The organism is Nocardioides eburneus, from assembly GCF_040838215.1.
GTDB lineage: Bacteria > Actinomycetota > Actinomycetes > Propionibacteriales > Nocardioidaceae > Nocardioides > Nocardioides eburneus.
In genome coordinates, this window is record NZ_JBFPJR010000011.1 from 1 (window position 1) to 14,990 (window position 14,990).

The following is a 14,990-nucleotide window of genomic DNA, read 5'->3' on the forward strand; positions in this document are numbered from 1 at the left end:
ATCCGGACGGCGGCCCCTCGTGCGTGTTCTGCGGCAGCCCGGGTCAGTTCTGGTCGGCCTTGTCGGCCCCGCGCCGCCAGCGGATGCCGGCTTCGAGGAACCCGTCGATCTCGCCGTCGAAGACCGCGCTCGGGTTGCCGGTCTCGAAGCCGGTGCGGAGGTCCTTGACGATCTGGTAGGGGTTGAGCACGTAGTTGCGCATCTGGTCGCCCCAGCTGGCGGCGACGTCGCCCTTGAGGTCGCGCAGGTGCGCCTCCTCCTCGGCCTTCTTCAGGGCAAGGAGCTTCGCCTTGAGGACGATCATCGCGGCCGCCTTGTTCTGCAGTTGCGACTTCTCGTTCTGGCAGGAGACGACGGTGCCGGTCGGGAGGTGGGTCAGCCGGACCGCGGAGTCGGTGGTGTTGACCGACTGGCCGCCCGGACCGGACGAGCGGTAGACGTCGACCTTGATGTCGTTCTCGTCGATCTCGATCTCGTCGGTCTGCTCCAGGACGGGCACGACCTCGACGGCGGCGAACGACGTCTGCCGGCGGCCCTGGTTGTCGAACGGGCTGATCCGGACGAGACGGTGGGTGCCGGCCTCCACGGAGAGGGTGCCGTAGGCGTAGGGCGCATGCACGGCGAAGGTCGCGCTCTTGAGACCGGCCTCCTCGGCGTAGGAGGTGTCGAAGACCTCGACGGGGTACTTGTTGCGCTCGGCCCAGCGGACATACATCCGCATGAGCATCTCGGCGAAGTCGGCGGCGTCGACACCACCCGCGCCGGCGCGGATCGTCACCAGAGCCTCGCGGGCGTCGTACTCCCCCGAGAGCAGGGTGCGGACCTCGAGGGCCTCGACCGCCTTCTTCACCCGACCGAGCTCGGTCTCCGCCTCGGCGAGCGAGTCGGCGTCGCCCTCCTCCTGGCCGAGCTCGACGAGGACGCCGAGGTCCTCGACGCGGCTGCTGAGCTGCTCGAAGCGCTCCAGCTCGCCCTGCAGCAGCGAGAGCCGGCCGGTGACCTTCTGCGCGTTGGCCTGGTCGTCCCAGAGGTCGGGGGCGGCCACCTGCTCCTGGAGATCGGCGATCTCCGCCTTCATGGCATCCAGGTCGAGCACCTGCTCGATGGTGTGCAGCGTCGCCTGGAGCTGCTTGATCTCGGTGTCGAAGTCGGGGCCTGCCACGAGGACCAAGACTACGCGACAGGTGGGCGGGCAGCGGATTCGTCAGTACCCGGTTCGTTGGGGCCGGTTCGCCGGCGCCGGTTCGTCAGTGGCGGCCGAGCACCTGCGAGACGTACCAGACGCCGCGGGAGTCGCGACGAGCGGCGATGCCGACGTAGCCGAACCGCTTGTCGAGGATGTTGTGCCGGTGGGGCGCGGAGTGCATCCACCCCTTGTTGACCACCGCCCAGCCGGTCGTGAAGCCGTAGGCGACGTTCTCGCCCGCGACGGTGAGGCCGCAGTCGCGCAGGACGGGCTGGAGCGCCTGGTGGAACATGCGGTGCTGGTTGGCCATCCGCTGCGCCTGGCGCGCGGCGTGCTTGCGCAGGCAGGCGCCGACCTTGAGCGTGCGCAGGTGGTGGGCGTGGCGGTGGACGTTGGTGGAGTGGACCGCCTGCTGGGCATAGCGGCTCGCCGTCACGGCCTGCGCCTGGCCGGGCACGAGCAGGACGGCGAACGTCACGATCGCCACGGCGATCACAGTGGTCAGTCGTTTCACAGGAGCCTCCCGAGCGGTGGGGTCTCGGACATCAGCCCGTACCCACATCGAGGGCGACCGACGCGGTGCCGGTCGCGCCCACCCGCGGGTGGCTGGGTGAGCCCGGGACGGTGAGCGGCAGGTCGACGGGCGTCGAGAGCCGGACCTCGACCGTACGACGCCGGGCGTCGACGCGCACGGACTCGACTCTCAGCCCGGGATAGCGCCCGTAGGCGCCGGTCGACCGCAGGTAGGCGTGGACCGCACCGCTCACGGTCGCCCGGGTCAGCCGCAGCCGCCGGCCGGAGATGCCGCCGGCGTACGCCTCACCGCCCTCGGCCCCCAGGTCGGCGCCGCGCAGCGCAGCACCGTCGGCGAGCGAGTCGAGGCTCTGCCGGCGCAGGTAGGCGGCGCTGCTGTCGACGACGACGGCCACCAGGATCAGCAGGACGAGGACGAAGCCGACGACCAGAGGCAGCGACGACCCGCGCTCGGTGCGACGGCCTGGGGCGTCAGTGCTGCGCATCGCGGATCTCGTGGTACTGCCCCACGGGGACGGTGTGGGACGCGTCGAGGTGGACGCTGGGCGCTCCGCCGCCGAGGATCGCGGGCAGCACCGGCAGCCTCACCCGCCCCGTGACGCGGACGGTGACGACGGAGGTGCCGTTGTGACACTGCCGGGGGTAGGGCGTGCAGCTGACCTCGACCCGCAGACCGCTCACATCGGCGCCCTGGTCCGACACGGCCTGCCGAGCCGCAGCCTCGGCGCGTGACCTCCCCAGGCCGTCGGAGTCGGCCAGCACGTAGGCACGTCCGGCGGCCCGCGCCGCTCCACTCACGGCGAACGCCGAGCGTTGGACGTCGAAGATCGAGAGGACGATCCAGCCCAACGGGATGATCAGCAGCAGTCCCGCCCAGGTCAGCTCGATCAGCCCGCTCCCCCGCTCACCCCTGTGTCGGGCCTCGGCCCTGAGCACGGTCACGGCTGCTCCTGCACCGCATGCCCGCGGACGGTGAACGAGACCGCCGGACCAGCCAGCCCCAACGCCGGGACCTTCGCCCTGATGGTCACCTCGACCGCAGGCGCGCCGTCGATCCGGGTGGAGCGTGCGCTGACGCCGCGGGCGTAGCGGTGAGACAGCACGCCGCGGATCTGGTCCTGGGCGCGCAGCGCTCCGTCGCCGGGCCGGTGGCCGAGCGTCGCGCCGTAGCGCGCCCCTTCCGAGGCGGCCGAGGCGAGCGTGTTGCGGACGTAGAGCACGAGGGCCAGCTGGACGACCGCGAGCACGACGGGCACGAGCACGAGGGTGACGAGGACGAAGTCGACGACCGCGCTGCCGCGATCGGGACGACGGCGCACTACCTCACCTTGTCGAGCGCGCTCTGGAGCATCTCGCTGAGCTGTGGCTTCGCGATCGCGACCAGCGCGGCGCACAGGCCCGCCGTCATCACGGTCACCATGACCCAGCCGGGCACGTCGCCGCGGTCGTCGCGGTCGCGGGCGCCGAGACGCGACAGCCCGAGCGCCAGCGTCACCTGGAATCGGACGTGGAGGCCGAGCAGGAGGAGGAACGGATTCATGACGCGGTCCTTTCCGAGAACCAGGACGGATCAGTTCGCACTGAGATGGAGGCCGATGACGCCCGGCCAGAGCGCGAAGACCACGACGACCGGCAGGACGAGGAAGACAATGGGCAGCATCATCAGGACCTCTTTGCGCGCCGCGGTCTCGATGAGCTCGCGGCGACCGGCCTCACGGACGTCACCCGCCTGGGCGTGGAGCACGTCGGACAGCGGCGTGCCGCGCTCCACGGCGACGGCGACCCCCGAGGCGAATCGAGCGACGGCGGGGATCCCGGTCCGGGCGGCGAGCGCGTCGAAGGCCTCCTGCACGGGCTGGCCGGTCCGCACGTCGGCCAGCACGTGGGCGAGCTCACGGCTCAACTCACCCGCGCTGCGGCGTACGACGCGGTCCAGGGCGGGCACCGGTCCCTCACCCGCTGCCACGGCGAGCGACAGCAGCTCCGCGACGGTCGGGAACTCGGCCAGCATCTGGCGTTCGCGGGCGCGAACCTGGCTCGTGAGCCGGGAGTCACGGCAGATCACGCCGAGCGCGAAGCCGACGCCACACAGGACCAGGGACGCCACGGGGCTGCCGCGCCCGCGCAGCTGGGCGAGCAGACCGTACGCCGCAGCGATCCCGAACCCAGCCAGGCCCCACAGCACCTGCTCGACGCGGAAGTCACGCACGCTCCGGTCGAGCCCGGCACGCTGCAGGCGCTGCTCGACCGACCTCGCGCCGCCGAGCACGCGTTCCACCGCGTCGGCCGCCGCGTGGAGCAGCGGGCCGAAGACTCCGGCCACCACGCCCCGCTGACGAACGGGGACGGACCGTTCACCCAGCGAGAGGTCGCGGAGATAGGGCAGGACACGCTCGGACAGCCTCGGTCGACGGATAGCGCGCACCCGCGCGGCCACGATCAGGATCCCGGCGGCGAGCAGGCCACCGAGCAGGGCACCCCATAGCGCGAACGTCACGAGGCCTCCTGGCGGACCGGCGCACTGTGCCGCGCCTCGGCAAGCATCGGCGTGGTGAGGATCCGTCGCTCCGTGGGCAGGCGACCGATCCGCATCATGATGCGGTAGGCGACCACACAGACCACGGCTCCGACGAGCAGCACGACCGTGCCACCCGGCGATGCATAGCGTCGGATCACCTGCGGCTGGAAGCACAGGAAGCCGAGGACGAGCCAGGGCGCCGCCACGGCGAGCCGCGCTCCGTTGACCGCCCAGGCCTGGCGCGACTCAAGCTCAGAACGGGTGCGGAGATCCTCGCGGAGGTAGGACGAGAGGTTGCGCAGCAACCGGCCCAGCTCGCCGCCGCCGACCTCGCGCGCAACCCGGAGACCCTCCACGACGCGGTCGCCGACAGGGTCGGCAAGGTGCTCCTTGAGCCGGTCGAGGCATTCCCCGAAGCGGCCCGAGAGCTGGTAGTCGGCGCTGAACCGCTCGAACGCCGGGCGCAGCGGCTCGGGCCCGCGTACGGCGAGCCCCGCGACCGCCTCCGGAAGGCCAAGCCCCGCCCGCACGGCCGAGGCGAGGTTGTCGACCGCCTCCGGCCACACCTCGGCAAGCTCCCGCTGGCGGCGCCGGGCGCGTAGGCGCAGCAGGGCGACCGGGCACCAGCCTGTCGCGACGGCGGCGACGAGCGCGATCGGCGGTGTCCGTGTCGCGACCTCGACAAGCAGGCCGCCGGCCGCGGCCGCGACCGCGCACATCGTCCACAGACTCGTGGCGGACACGTGGCCGAGCCCTGCCGACATGAGCAGCCGCTCGGTCGACGACGGCCCCACGGTCGGGCGCTCGCGCTCACGCGGCACCGCGAACGCCGACCAGACGAGGAGCAACCCCAGCCCGGTCCCGAGACCCAACAGCGCTCCCATGTCAGCCTCCGCTTCCGAGGAGACGCTGGAGGTCCAGTCCGAGCCGGGCGAAGCGCTCGGCCCGCGGCGGCATGCCGACGCCTCGGCGGAGCTCGCCGGCCGTGCGCGCGAAGATCGTCGTCGTCTCGATGATGTCGGCCTCGACGCGCCCGGGCACGGCGACGACCTCGTCGACGCGTCGCACGCCGCGCTCGTCGAGTCCGAGATGGACGACGAGATCGACGCTGCTCGCCACCGTCGGGACGACGAACCTGGCGCTGATATTCTCGCCCGCGAGCAGCGGCAGGGTGCACAGCTTGACCAGCGCCTCGCGGGCGCTGTTGGCGTGAAGCGTCGCGAGACCGGGGAGACCGGCGTTCAGTGCGAGCAGCAGATCGAGCGCCTCCTCGGCCCGGACCTCCCCCACGATGATGCGACTGGGCCGCATCCGGAGGCTCTCCTTGACCAGGTCGCGGAGCCGGATCTCTCCGGTGCCCTCGAGACCGGCCTGACGGGTCTGCATCGGCACCCAGTCCGGGTGCGGGAAGCGGAGCTCGAAGACCTCCTCGCAGGAGACCACCCGGTCGCCACCGGGGATGGCCGCGGCGAGACAGTTGAGCATCGTCGTCTTCCCCGCCTGGGTCGCCCCGCTCACGAGCACGTTCAGCCCGGCGCGGATGCTCGCCTCGAGGAAGGACGCGGCCTGCGGCGTGAGGCTGCCGAGCTCCACCAGGTCGGCGAGCCGGGCGGCACGCAGCGAGAACTTCCGGATGTTGACGGCGCTGAAGCCACGGGAGATGCCCGCGAGGACCACGTGGAGACGATGGCCGTCGGGCAGCATCGCGTCGACGAACGGCGTCGTCCGGTCGAGCCGGCGCCCACTCGCCTTCAGCATCCGCTCCACGAGGTCCTGCACCTGCTCCGTCGAGAGCACGAGGTTGGTCAGCTCGTGACGGCCGTGCCGCGCGACGAAGACGCGGCTGGGATCGTTGATCCAGATCTCCTCGACCGCCGGGTCGTCGAGGAACGGCTGCAGCGGCCCGAACCCCGAGATCCGCGCGACCAGCTCTCCGACCATGGCCTCGGGGTCGGGCAGCGCGGCGACCGCACCGGTCAGGCTGCGCTCGTCGTGGGCGCGGACCACCGCCTCGGCGATGCGACGGACGAGCGCCGGGTCGCGCTGCGGGTCGACGCCGTCCGCGCGCACCCGCTCGCGCACGTGGCGGTCGAGCTCCTCCGCCACTCGACCGTACGTCGCGGTCATCATCGCCATCGTGCTGTCCGTTCCCGAGATCAGAGCCCATCGCGTGGACGCCGTGCCCGGAAATGTAAACCTCGAGACGAGGGAACGGAAGGACCAGTTGCGCGACCTGTGGATAACGACGCCGCGTCCGGCCGCGCGGAGAAGCCTGCGCTGCGGTCAGGCGGTGGAGCGGACGTCCGTCGGCGTACGCCCGAACTCCACACCCCTGGCCTCCTTGCCGAGCAGCGTCACGAGCGCGACGACGCAGAGCACCGGGATGATCGTGACCGCGAGCGCGAACGGGTAGGAGTGCGAGGAGGCGAGGTGCTCCTGGATCGGCAGGTTGAGCGCAGCGAGGAGGTTGCCGAGCTGGTAGGTCACGCCCGGATAGAACCCGCGGATCGCGTCCGGCGACAGCTCGGTGAGGTGGGCCGGGATGACGCCCCATGCGCCCTGCACGCAGATCTGCATGAGGAACGAGCCGAGACAGAGCCAGCCGGCGGTGCTGGAGAAGGCGAAGAGGGGTACGACGGGCAGCCCGAGCACCGCGCAGAACGCGATCGTGTAGCGCCGACCGAAGCGTGAGGAGAGAGTGCCGAAGACCAGCCCGCCGACGATCGCCCCGACGTTGTAGATCATCGCGATCACGAGCGCCGTGGTCTCCGAGAGCGCGGCGCCACCGTGGTCGGTCGCCTTGAGGAAGGTCGGGTAGACGTCCTGGGTGCCGTGGCTCATCCAGTTGAAGGCGGTCATGAGGATGATGAGGTAGACGAAGCGGCGGACGACGGCGGCGTTGAGGAAGACGTCGCGGAAGCCGGTCCGGGTCACCTTCATCGCCTCGCGGCTCTCCTCCCAGACCTGCGACTCCTCCACCCGGCTCCGGATGATGAGGCTGATCAGCGCCGGCAGGATCGAGAACGCGAAGAGCCAGCGCCAGGAGAGGTCGAACGCCTCCCCGATGAGCAGGTAGGCCGCCGCCGCCAGCAGATAGCCGAACGAGTAGCCCTCCTGCAGCAGCCCCGAGAAGAAGCCGCGCCGCTCCGCGGGGATCTTCTCCATCGCGAGCGCGGCGCCGAGGCCCCACTCCCCGCCCATGCCGATGCCGTAGAGGAAGCGCAGCACGACGAGGACGGTGAGGTTGGGCGCGAACGCGCACAGGAACCCGACGACGGAGTAGAAGCAGACATCGACGATCAGCGGGATGCGACGCCCGACCCGGTCCGCCCACAACCCGAAGAGCAGCGCCCCGACCGGCCGCATCAGCAGCGTCGCGGTCGTCAGGAACGCGACCTTCTCCTTGGAGACGCCGAAGTCGTCGGCGATGTCGGCATAGACGAGGACGACGATGAAGTAGTCGAACGCGTCCATCGTCCAGCCCAGCAGGGCGGCGGTGAAGGCGTTGCGCTGGTCCGAGGTCAGCGGTGTGTGGGGCACACCTCCCTCTCTACCCCAACGGGCTCCTGCGGATGTAGGAGCCTGGGCGGCGTGGCGCGGACGCCCCGCCGCCCCGCGGTCGCGCGAGCGCGCCTCAGCTCGTGCGGAGCGTCCCCGCGAACCAGCCGTCGGTCCAGATCGACTCCACCCGGACGCTCGCGCCGGGGTGCGGGGCGTGCAGGATCACGCCCGAGCCGTCGCCCCAGCCGAGCCAGAGCCCGACGTGGTAGACGTGGCCGCCGTCGGAGAAGAAGACCAGGTCGCCGCGGCGGAGCTGGTCGCGCGGGATCTGGCGGACGTACGCCGCCTGCTCGGCGGCGGTCCGCGGGAGAGTGATCCCCGCGGCGGCGTACGCATAGGACGTCAGGCCGCTGCAGTCGAAGGAGTCCGGGCCGGTCGCGCCCCAGACGTAGGGATCGCCGACCTGCTGGAAGGCGACGTCGAGGGCGTGCCGCACCTGACCTTCGCGGGAGGCGGCGAGCCGCTGAGCGCGCAGTCGCGCGGCGCGCTCGCGTCGGCGCTGCTCGGCCTCGCGCCGGAGGTGGACCTTCTCCTTCCAGGTGAGGTGCAGCGCGGTCCCCGGTACGACGGCGGCCGGGGCGGGCTTGGCGGCGACGGTGGTCGCGGGGCTGGCGTCGGCGCTCGCCGGCGCGACGAGGAGGACGCCGGTGGAGGTGAGCCCTGCGAGGGCGACCCGGGCGAGTCTGGGCAGGGCAGGACGCAGTCTGGAGTTGGGCATGCGTGGAGTTCCTTCCCACGCCTGCGAGGTGAGCTGTCGGGTTCGGACGAGAAGGTGTCCGGCCCACGGGTCGTGGGCTTCACCCCGAGCGGCCGCCCCGATGCGGCCGCGAAGGTGGGTCCCCCGCTCCTGCCCCTACGGTCTGTCGGTGCTTCATGCGTGCGGGCCGGCCGTCCGGAGGGGCAGGACTAGGCGTTCCGGGGACCGGTTGTGCGGTTGCAAACAGCAACAGACCGTAGGTGGCTATCCTGAACGAATCCAATTTGCCCTAGCAGAATTCGCTGAACGACACGCCGTTTTCCCCAGGTCCACGCGGGAGATCGCCTCACGACGTGACCAGACTCACCCTCCGACGCGGTCCACGAGGTCCTTCACGCTGTCCACCACCTCAGTCGGGCGGTAGGGGAACCGCTCCACCGCCTCGGGCCGGGTCGACCCGGTCAGCACGAGGAAGGTCCGCAGCCCGGCCTCGAGCCCGCTGATGATGTCGGTGTCCATCCGGTCGCCGACCATCGCGGTCGTCTCCGAGTGGGCGTCGATGCGGTTGAGCGCGCTTCGCATCATGAGCGGGTTCGGCTTGCCGATGTAGTAGGGCTGCCGGCCGGTGGCGGTCGAGATCAGCGCCGCGACCGACCCCGTCGCCGGGAGCGTGCCCTGCTGGGACGGGCCGCTCGGGTCGGGGTTGGTCGCGATGAAGCGCGCGCCCGCCTCGATGAGCCGGATGGCCCGGGTGATCGCCTCGAACGAGTAGGTCCGGGTCTCCCCCAGCACGACGTAGTCGGGGCTGCGGTCGGTCATGACGTACCCGATGTCGTGCAGCGCGGTGGTCAGGCCCGCCTCGCCGACGACGTACGCCGAACCGCCCGGTCGCTGGTCGGAGAGGAACTGTGCCGTCGCGAGCGCGGAGGTCCAGATCGCGTCCTCCGGCACGTCGATGCCGCTGCCGAGGAGCCGGGCGCGCAGGTCGCGCGGGGTGAAGATCGAGTTGTTGGTCAGCACCAAAAAGCGCCGGCCGGTCGCCTTGAGGGCCTCGACGAAGTCGGTCGCCCCGGGCAGCGGCACCTCCTCGTGGACGAGGACGCCGTCCATGTCGGTCAGCCAGGTCTCGATCGGACGTGTGGACGTCATGCGCCCATCTTGTCCTACTCCCGCGGGCTCGCGGCCTGCCGACGCGGCCGAGACGCCCGGTCAGCGGGCGTCGCCGGACTCCAGCCGGAAGCCGACGCCGCGGACGGCGACGACCCGTTCGTGCACGCCCGCGCCGTCGAGCTTGTGACGCAACCGCCCGATGGTGACGTCGAGGGTCTTGGTGGAGCCGTACCAGTTCTCGTCCCAGACCTCGGCCATCAGCTTCTCCCGCGGCACGACCATGTCGCGGGAGGCGGCGAGGACGGCCAGGACCTCGAACTCCTTCGCGGTGAGGGAGATCTCCGTGTCGCCGGCGTAGACCCGGTGGGCGGCGACGTCGATGCGCAGCGCGCCGTCGGGGACGCTCGCCGACGAGCGGAGCGTCCGCCGCAGGAGCGCGCGCACCCGGGCCTGCAGCTCGGCCAGGCCGAAGGGCTTGGCGAGGTAGTCGTCGGCGCCGTAGTCGAGTCCGACGACCCGGTCCAGCTCGCCGGCGCGTGCGGTCACGATCATGATCGCGCCCTCGAAGCCGGCGGACCGCGCCTGGCGGCAGACGTCGAGCCCGTCCATGTCGGGCAGCCCGAGGTCGAGGATCACGACATCGGGCGGCTGGGGCGACTCGAGGCAGGCGAGCGCCGAGCCGCCGGTGTCGACGTGGGTGACGGCGTACCCCTCCCGCTCGAGGGTCCGCACGAGGGGGAAGGCGATGTCCTCCTCGTCCTCGACGACGAGCACGCTGTGGGTCATGGTGATGAGGATAAAGTTCGATTCCGAAACGGGCAGAACTTCCGCAGATCACGCGTCTCGCGCAAGAACTTCCTCGAAGGTGAGCTGCTCCAGCCCGAGCGGGTCCTCGGCGCCTGCCTCCACCTCGGCCCAGGTCACCGGCGCGGCGACGGTCGGCCGCTCCCGTCCCCGCAGCGAGTACGGCGCGACCGTGGTCTTCGAGCCGGAGTTCTGCGACCAGTCGAGGAAGACCTTCCCGCCGCGCCTGCTCTTCGTCATCGTGGCGGTGACCTGGGAGCTGTGGCTGCGCTGGAGCTCCTCGGCGACCTGCTTCGCGAGCGTGGTCGCCTCGTCCGGCGGCAGCGCGGAGGGCAGGACGGCGTAGAGGTGGAGGCCCTTGCTGCCGCTCGTCACCGGGAACGGGTCCAGGTCGTGTGCGTGCAGCCGCTCGCGGACCAGCAGCGCCACCTGGCAGCACTCGTGGAGACCGGCCGGCTCACCCGGGTCGAGGTCGATGACGATCCGGTCCGCGCCCTGCGGCCGGCCGTCGGCGTCGACGGTCCACTGGTGGACGTGGAGCTCGAGAGCGGCCAGGTTGACCAGCCAGGTGAGCGTGGCGAGGTCGTCGACGACCGGGAAGGTGAGGGTGCCCTCCTTCTTCTCGGCCGTGCGCGAACCCGTGGTCGGGACGGTGACGGTGCGGACCCAACTCGGTGTCCCGGCCGGGACGTTCTTCTCGAAGAACGACCCCGCGGACACGCCGTGCGGCCAGCGGATCCTGGTGACGGCGCGGTCGCGCAGGTGCGGGAGGAGGCGCGGCGCGATCTGGGCGTAGTAGTGCAGCACCTCGCCCTTGGTGGTGCCGGTGCGCGGGTAGAGCACCTTGTCGAGGTTGCTGAGCGTCAGCGTCCGGCCCTCGACGTCGACCCGGATCTCCTCCCCCGCCACCGGGTCACCGGCCGATCGCGATGACGGGGTGGAGCCGCGGGTCGAGCCGGGCCATCATCTGGCGCAGGAACCAGCGCGGCGCGCTCACGCAGCCGGCGGTCGCGCCCCGGCCGTTGACGTGCAGGAAGATGCCAGCGCCGCGGTGGCGCACCTGCTGCCGATTGAAGCCCGTGACGATCGAGTACTCGTACTGCGTCGGGTAGTCGGTGAGCCGCTCGGAGCCGTTCTCCGCGCTCTCCGGCAGCCGCCAGTGGAAGCCGCCCCGGCTCTTGTTGCGGTAGCGGTTGTAGTAGCGCGAGGTGTTGTCCTCGACCCAGAAGTCGCCCTTCCGGATCCGGCGGTAGGACAGGTCCCAGCCGGCCTTGCGCGCGTGGGTCCCGAACGCGCTGATCAGGCCGAACGTGCCGAGCGGGGTCGTGCCGGTCCCCTGCTTCCGCTTCCACGAGAGCACGAGGCCGCCGTAGCCGATCCGACCGTCGTACGCCGTCGCCATGCGCGTCCAGTGACCGCTGCGCTTGCGCCACATCACCACTCGGGCATGGTGGCCCACCGTGTGGTTGACGGTGACCACCTGCGCTCCGCCGGCGGGCACGTGGACGTGGACCCCGTCGAGGGTCACCGTCGTGGCCGCGGTGGCGGGGGCGGAGACGGTCACCAGTGGCAGGAGCGAGACCGCCGGCAGCGCCGCGGCGGCGAGCAGGAGCTTCTTCACAGCAGGTCCTCCGGTCCGAGATCCGGTCGTACGGCGATGAACGCGGGCTGGCGCAGGCGGCCCAGCACCGCAGCCCCCACCACGTGACGTCCGTGGGTCTCCACGTCGACCACGACGCGCGGCTCCACCCAGAAGGTGCCCCGGACGTCCTCGCGCGGAACTCCGCCGGCCGGGTCGACGTCGGCGCCGGCGAACGGGCTGGCCGCGGCATCGGTCAGGAGCGAGCGCAGCTGGCGGCTCTCCCTCGCTCCGATCCCACTGCCCACCCGGCCACGGTAGACCAGTCCGGCCGGCGTCGGCTGGCCCACCAGCAACGCGGCGAGCCGATCCGTCGTACCGATCTGCGGGCGCCAGCCCCCGACCACGTAGGAGCCGCGGAACCGGTGCGGGAACTTCAGCCACTCCTTGGTGCGCACGCCCGGCAGGTAGCGGGACGTACGGCGCTTCGAGACGATCCCCTCCAGGCCCTGCTCGCGCGTCACCTCGTGGAGCATCCCGCCGTCGTCGTACGCCGCAGGGACCTGCCAGCCGCCCATCTCGCCGGACTCGGCGAGGCCCTCGAGGACGGCGCGCCGCTCGGTCCAGGGCAGCCCGGTGAGGTCGCGCCCGTCGAGGCGGAGCACGTCGAAGACCATGTACGTCGCCGGCCGCTGCTCCGCGAACCGGGCCGCGCGGCGGGCGTCGCGCACGTGCATGCGCTCGCCGAGGACCCGCAAGTCGGGCACGCCCCGGTCGTTGAGCGCGATCGCCTCGCCGTCGACCAGCAGGTCGCGCCCCGTCGACACGCTCGGGCCGCCGCCGGCGATCTCGGGCCAGGCGAGGGTCGCGTCGTTCTCGTTGCGGGTCCACAGCCGCGGCCGCCCATCACGCGTCCGGTGGGCGAGCAGCCGGATCCCGTCCCACTTCACCTCGTGGACCCAGTCGTCCCCGGGCGGCACATGGGTACCTGGCGTCGCGAGCATCGGGCGCATGGTGGCAATCATGCGCACACCCGGGGAGGATGGGCACCGGAGAGGATGGGGATATGAGCGAGCGCAAGCGAGCGACGGCATGAGAGCGATCTGGAAGGGCGCGGTGTCGTTCGGGCTGGTCAGCGTGCCGGTGAAGCTGTACGCCGCGACCGAGTCGCACGACGTCTCGTTCCGCCAGGTCCATCGGACGGACGGCGGACGCATCCGCTACCAGCGGGTCTGCTCGATCGACGGCGAGGAGGTCCCCTACTCCGAGATCGCGAAGGGCTACGAGACCGAGGACGGGGAGATGGTCGTCCTCACCGATGACGACCTGGCCAACCTCCCGACGACGTCCTCGCGGGAGATCGCCGTCGAGAAGTTCGTGCCGAGCGACCAGATCGACCCCATGCTCTTCGAGCGGTCCTACTACCTCGAGCCGGAGTCCAGCGGCGCGAAGCCCTACGCCCTCCTGCGACAGGCCCTGCTCGAGGCCGACCGGATGGCGGTGGTGACGGTCGCGCTGCGGCAGCGCACCACCGTCGCCGTCCTCCGCGTCCGCGACGACGTCATCGTCCTGCAGACGATGATGTGGCCCGACGAGATCCGGACCCCCGACTTCAACGTCGAGACCGGCGAGGTCAAGGACGCCGAGGTCAAGATGGCGCGGATGCTCGTCGAGACGCTGGCCGGCGACTTCGAGCCCAGCGACTTCGAGGACGACTACGCCGAGGCCGTCGAGGCCCTGGTGAAGTCCAAGATCGAGGGCGGCGAGGTCGAGCGCCAGCCCACCTCCAGGAAGTCCTCCGGCGAGGTCGTCGACCTCCTCGCCGCGCTGCAGCGCTCGGTCGCCGCGGCGAAGAAGGGCCGCGGCGAGGACGTCCCGACACCGGCCGAGGAGCCCGCGAAGAAGAGCAGCGCGAAGAAGTCGGCTGCCAAGCGGACCACGTCCACCGCCAAGAAGACCCCGACGAAGAAGTCGTCCTCCAAGACCGCCGCCAAGAAGAGCACGACCAAGAAGACGGCTGCCAAGAAGGCCAGCTGAGGGCTCGATGCCCCGGCCAAGGCAAAGTGTCACGGTGACACTTCGGCCCGTCGGCGACACTTCCGAAGTGTCACCGTCGGCGCGAGCTATCACCGTGACACTTCGGTCGCCAGTCCCAGCCCGCCGGCGACACGTGGCGGCTCAGTTGAAGCCGCCGCCGGAGTCCTGCTTGAGCGCCGTGTCGACCGCGACCGCCGCGGCGACGACGAGCGAACGCAGCGGCTCCTCGAGCGGCCGGTGGATCTGGACGACGTAGTTGTCGGCGGTGGTGAACATCGCTCGCGCCAGGCCCTCCCAGGTCTTGGTGATGCGGGCGACCTCCGTCCCGGTGTGGTCCTGGATGTTGAAGTTCCAGGCCCGCCAGTTCTCCGCGTTGATGGCGCCGTACGTGCGGCCACCGGCCTCGAGCCCGAACCGGATCTTGCCGATGACGTTCTGCTGGACGATCTGACCGATCTCGGCGCCGTGGCCGTCCTGGACGATGATGCGGCTCTTGAGGAACTTCGCCGGCCGGGTCAGGGCGAGCAGCACCTGGCCGTTCATGTCGACGACCTGGAGCTTGTGGGTCAGGAACTGGTCATAGCTCGACAGCAGCCGCACGGCCTTCTTGAGCGTGCTCTGGCCGACCTCGCGGACGGCGCCGATCTGTCGGCCGTGCTGGTCCATGACGGCGTACTCGTTGTTGATCTCGATGAGCTTCGCCTTCTGGTTGACCACCAGGACCGGCTCGGTGAAGAGGGTGCCGCCGCCGTCGTACTGTCCCGCCTTCACCCCGGCGCGTGCGACGTCGCCCTGCACCTGGTCGAGCCGGCGGTCGCCGGCCGGGACGTGGCCAGGCCCCACCGGCGGGTCGACCGACTGGCGCCCGTGGGAGGAGACGTGCTCGGTCCACTGGTTGCCGTCGTAGTAGCGCAGCTCGTGACGGCCGAGCGGGTCCGGGTACCAGTTCGCGGGGTGGGTCATG

General features: G+C 71.2%; 18 protein-coding genes and 1 riboswitch. Of the genes, 1 reads left to right on the forward strand and 17 read right to left on the reverse strand.

Translation table 11 applies throughout. From position 1 onward, the window contains the following. Positions 1-43: 43 nt before the first annotated feature. From prfB to AB3X52_RS07990, 16 genes are all read right to left on the reverse strand, one after another. Complete coding sequence (prfB, locus tag AB3X52_RS07915; RefSeq protein WP_367993027.1) at positions 44-1,162, reverse strand: peptide chain release factor 2; 1,119 nt, start codon at positions 1,160-1,162, stop codon at positions 44-46. An 85-nt stretch (positions 1,163-1,247) separates the two neighbouring features. Next, positions 1,248-1,673, reverse strand: a complete 426-nt coding sequence (locus AB3X52_RS07920) for a CAP domain-containing protein (protein ID WP_367993029.1) — start codon at positions 1,671-1,673, stop codon at positions 1,248-1,250. A 58-nt stretch (positions 1,674-1,731) separates the two neighbouring features. Further along, positions 1,732-2,205 carry a pilus assembly protein TadG-related protein gene (locus AB3X52_RS07925; protein ID WP_367993031.1) on the reverse strand — a complete coding sequence of 158 codons (474 nt, stop codon included), beginning with the start codon at positions 2,203-2,205 and terminating at the stop codon, positions 1,732-1,734. Next, positions 2,192-2,662 carry a hypothetical protein gene (locus tag AB3X52_RS07930; RefSeq protein ID WP_367993032.1) on the reverse strand — a complete coding sequence of 157 codons (471 nt, stop codon included), beginning with the start codon at positions 2,660-2,662 and terminating at the stop codon, positions 2,192-2,194. Before AB3X52_RS07930 ends, AB3X52_RS07925 begins: the two co-directional genes overlap by 14 nt. Further along, entirely contained in the window at positions 2,659-3,039 is a 381-nt protein-coding gene (locus AB3X52_RS07935; protein WP_367993034.1) for a TadE/TadG family type IV pilus assembly protein, read from the reverse strand. Before AB3X52_RS07935 ends, AB3X52_RS07930 begins: the two co-directional genes overlap by 4 nt. Next, positions 3,039-3,260, reverse strand: a complete 222-nt coding sequence (locus tag AB3X52_RS07940; RefSeq protein WP_367993036.1) for a hypothetical protein — start codon at positions 3,258-3,260, stop codon at positions 3,039-3,041. Before AB3X52_RS07940 ends, AB3X52_RS07935 begins: the two co-directional genes overlap by 1 nt. Before the next feature lie 30 nt (positions 3,261-3,290). After that, positions 3,291-4,217: a type II secretion system F family protein gene (locus tag AB3X52_RS07945; protein ID WP_367993038.1), complete on the reverse strand. Its 927-nt coding sequence runs from the start codon at positions 4,215-4,217 to the stop codon at positions 3,291-3,293. Further along, positions 4,214-5,122 carry a type II secretion system F family protein gene (locus AB3X52_RS07950; protein ID WP_367993040.1) on the reverse strand — a complete coding sequence of 303 codons (909 nt, stop codon included), beginning with the start codon at positions 5,120-5,122 and terminating at the stop codon, positions 4,214-4,216. Before AB3X52_RS07950 ends, AB3X52_RS07945 begins: the two co-directional genes overlap by 4 nt. Before the next feature lies 1 nt (position 5,123). After that, positions 5,124-6,365, reverse strand: a complete 1,242-nt coding sequence (locus AB3X52_RS07955) for a TadA family conjugal transfer-associated ATPase (protein ID WP_367993042.1) — start codon at positions 6,363-6,365, stop codon at positions 5,124-5,126. Between the two features lie 156 nt (positions 6,366-6,521). Beyond that, entirely contained in the window at positions 6,522-7,778 is a 1,257-nt protein-coding gene (locus tag AB3X52_RS07960; RefSeq protein WP_367993044.1) for an MFS transporter, read from the reverse strand. Between the two features lie 94 nt (positions 7,779-7,872). Beyond that, positions 7,873-8,517: a C40 family peptidase gene (locus AB3X52_RS07965; protein WP_367993046.1), complete on the reverse strand. Its 645-nt coding sequence runs from the start codon at positions 8,515-8,517 to the stop codon at positions 7,873-7,875. 3 nt (positions 8,518-8,520) lie between these two features. After that, positions 8,521-8,678: riboswitch (cyclic di-AMP (ydaO/yuaA leader) on the reverse strand. Between the two features lie 181 nt (positions 8,679-8,859). Continuing rightward, positions 8,860-9,645: an HAD-IIA family hydrolase gene (locus AB3X52_RS07970; RefSeq protein ID WP_367993048.1), complete on the reverse strand. Its 786-nt coding sequence runs from the start codon at positions 9,643-9,645 to the stop codon at positions 8,860-8,862. 60 nt (positions 9,646-9,705) lie between these two features. After that, on the reverse strand, positions 9,706-10,392 hold the full coding sequence (locus AB3X52_RS07975; protein WP_367993050.1) for a response regulator transcription factor: 687 nt from the start codon (positions 10,390-10,392) through the stop codon (positions 9,706-9,708). 48 nt (positions 10,393-10,440) lie between these two features. After that, complete coding sequence (ligD, locus tag AB3X52_RS07980) at positions 10,441-11,319, reverse strand: non-homologous end-joining DNA ligase (RefSeq protein ID WP_367993052.1); 879 nt, start codon at positions 11,317-11,319, stop codon at positions 10,441-10,443. Positions 11,320-11,323: 4 nt separating this feature from the next. Continuing rightward, positions 11,324-12,031: a L,D-transpeptidase family protein gene (locus AB3X52_RS07985; RefSeq protein ID WP_367993054.1), complete on the reverse strand. Its 708-nt coding sequence runs from the start codon at positions 12,029-12,031 to the stop codon at positions 11,324-11,326. Then, complete coding sequence (locus AB3X52_RS07990) at positions 12,028-12,993, reverse strand: ATP-dependent DNA ligase (protein ID WP_367993056.1); 966 nt, start codon at positions 12,991-12,993, stop codon at positions 12,028-12,030. Before AB3X52_RS07990 ends, AB3X52_RS07985 begins: the two co-directional genes overlap by 4 nt. A gap of 88 nt (positions 12,994-13,081) precedes the next feature. On the opposite strand from AB3X52_RS07990, the gene ku reads away from it, so the two are divergent. After that, positions 13,082-14,026, forward strand: coding sequence for a non-homologous end joining protein Ku (gene ku / locus AB3X52_RS07995; RefSeq protein ID WP_367993058.1), 945 nt, complete (start codon positions 13,082-13,084; stop codon positions 14,024-14,026). A gap of 141 nt (positions 14,027-14,167) precedes the next feature. Here the strand turns inward: ku and AB3X52_RS08000 are convergent, their stop codons facing one another. After that, positions 14,168-14,989 (reverse strand): LURP-one-related family protein, encoded by an 822-nt coding sequence (locus AB3X52_RS08000; protein WP_367993060.1) that lies wholly within the window; start codon positions 14,987-14,989, stop codon positions 14,168-14,170. Position 14,990 lies beyond the last annotated feature (1 nt).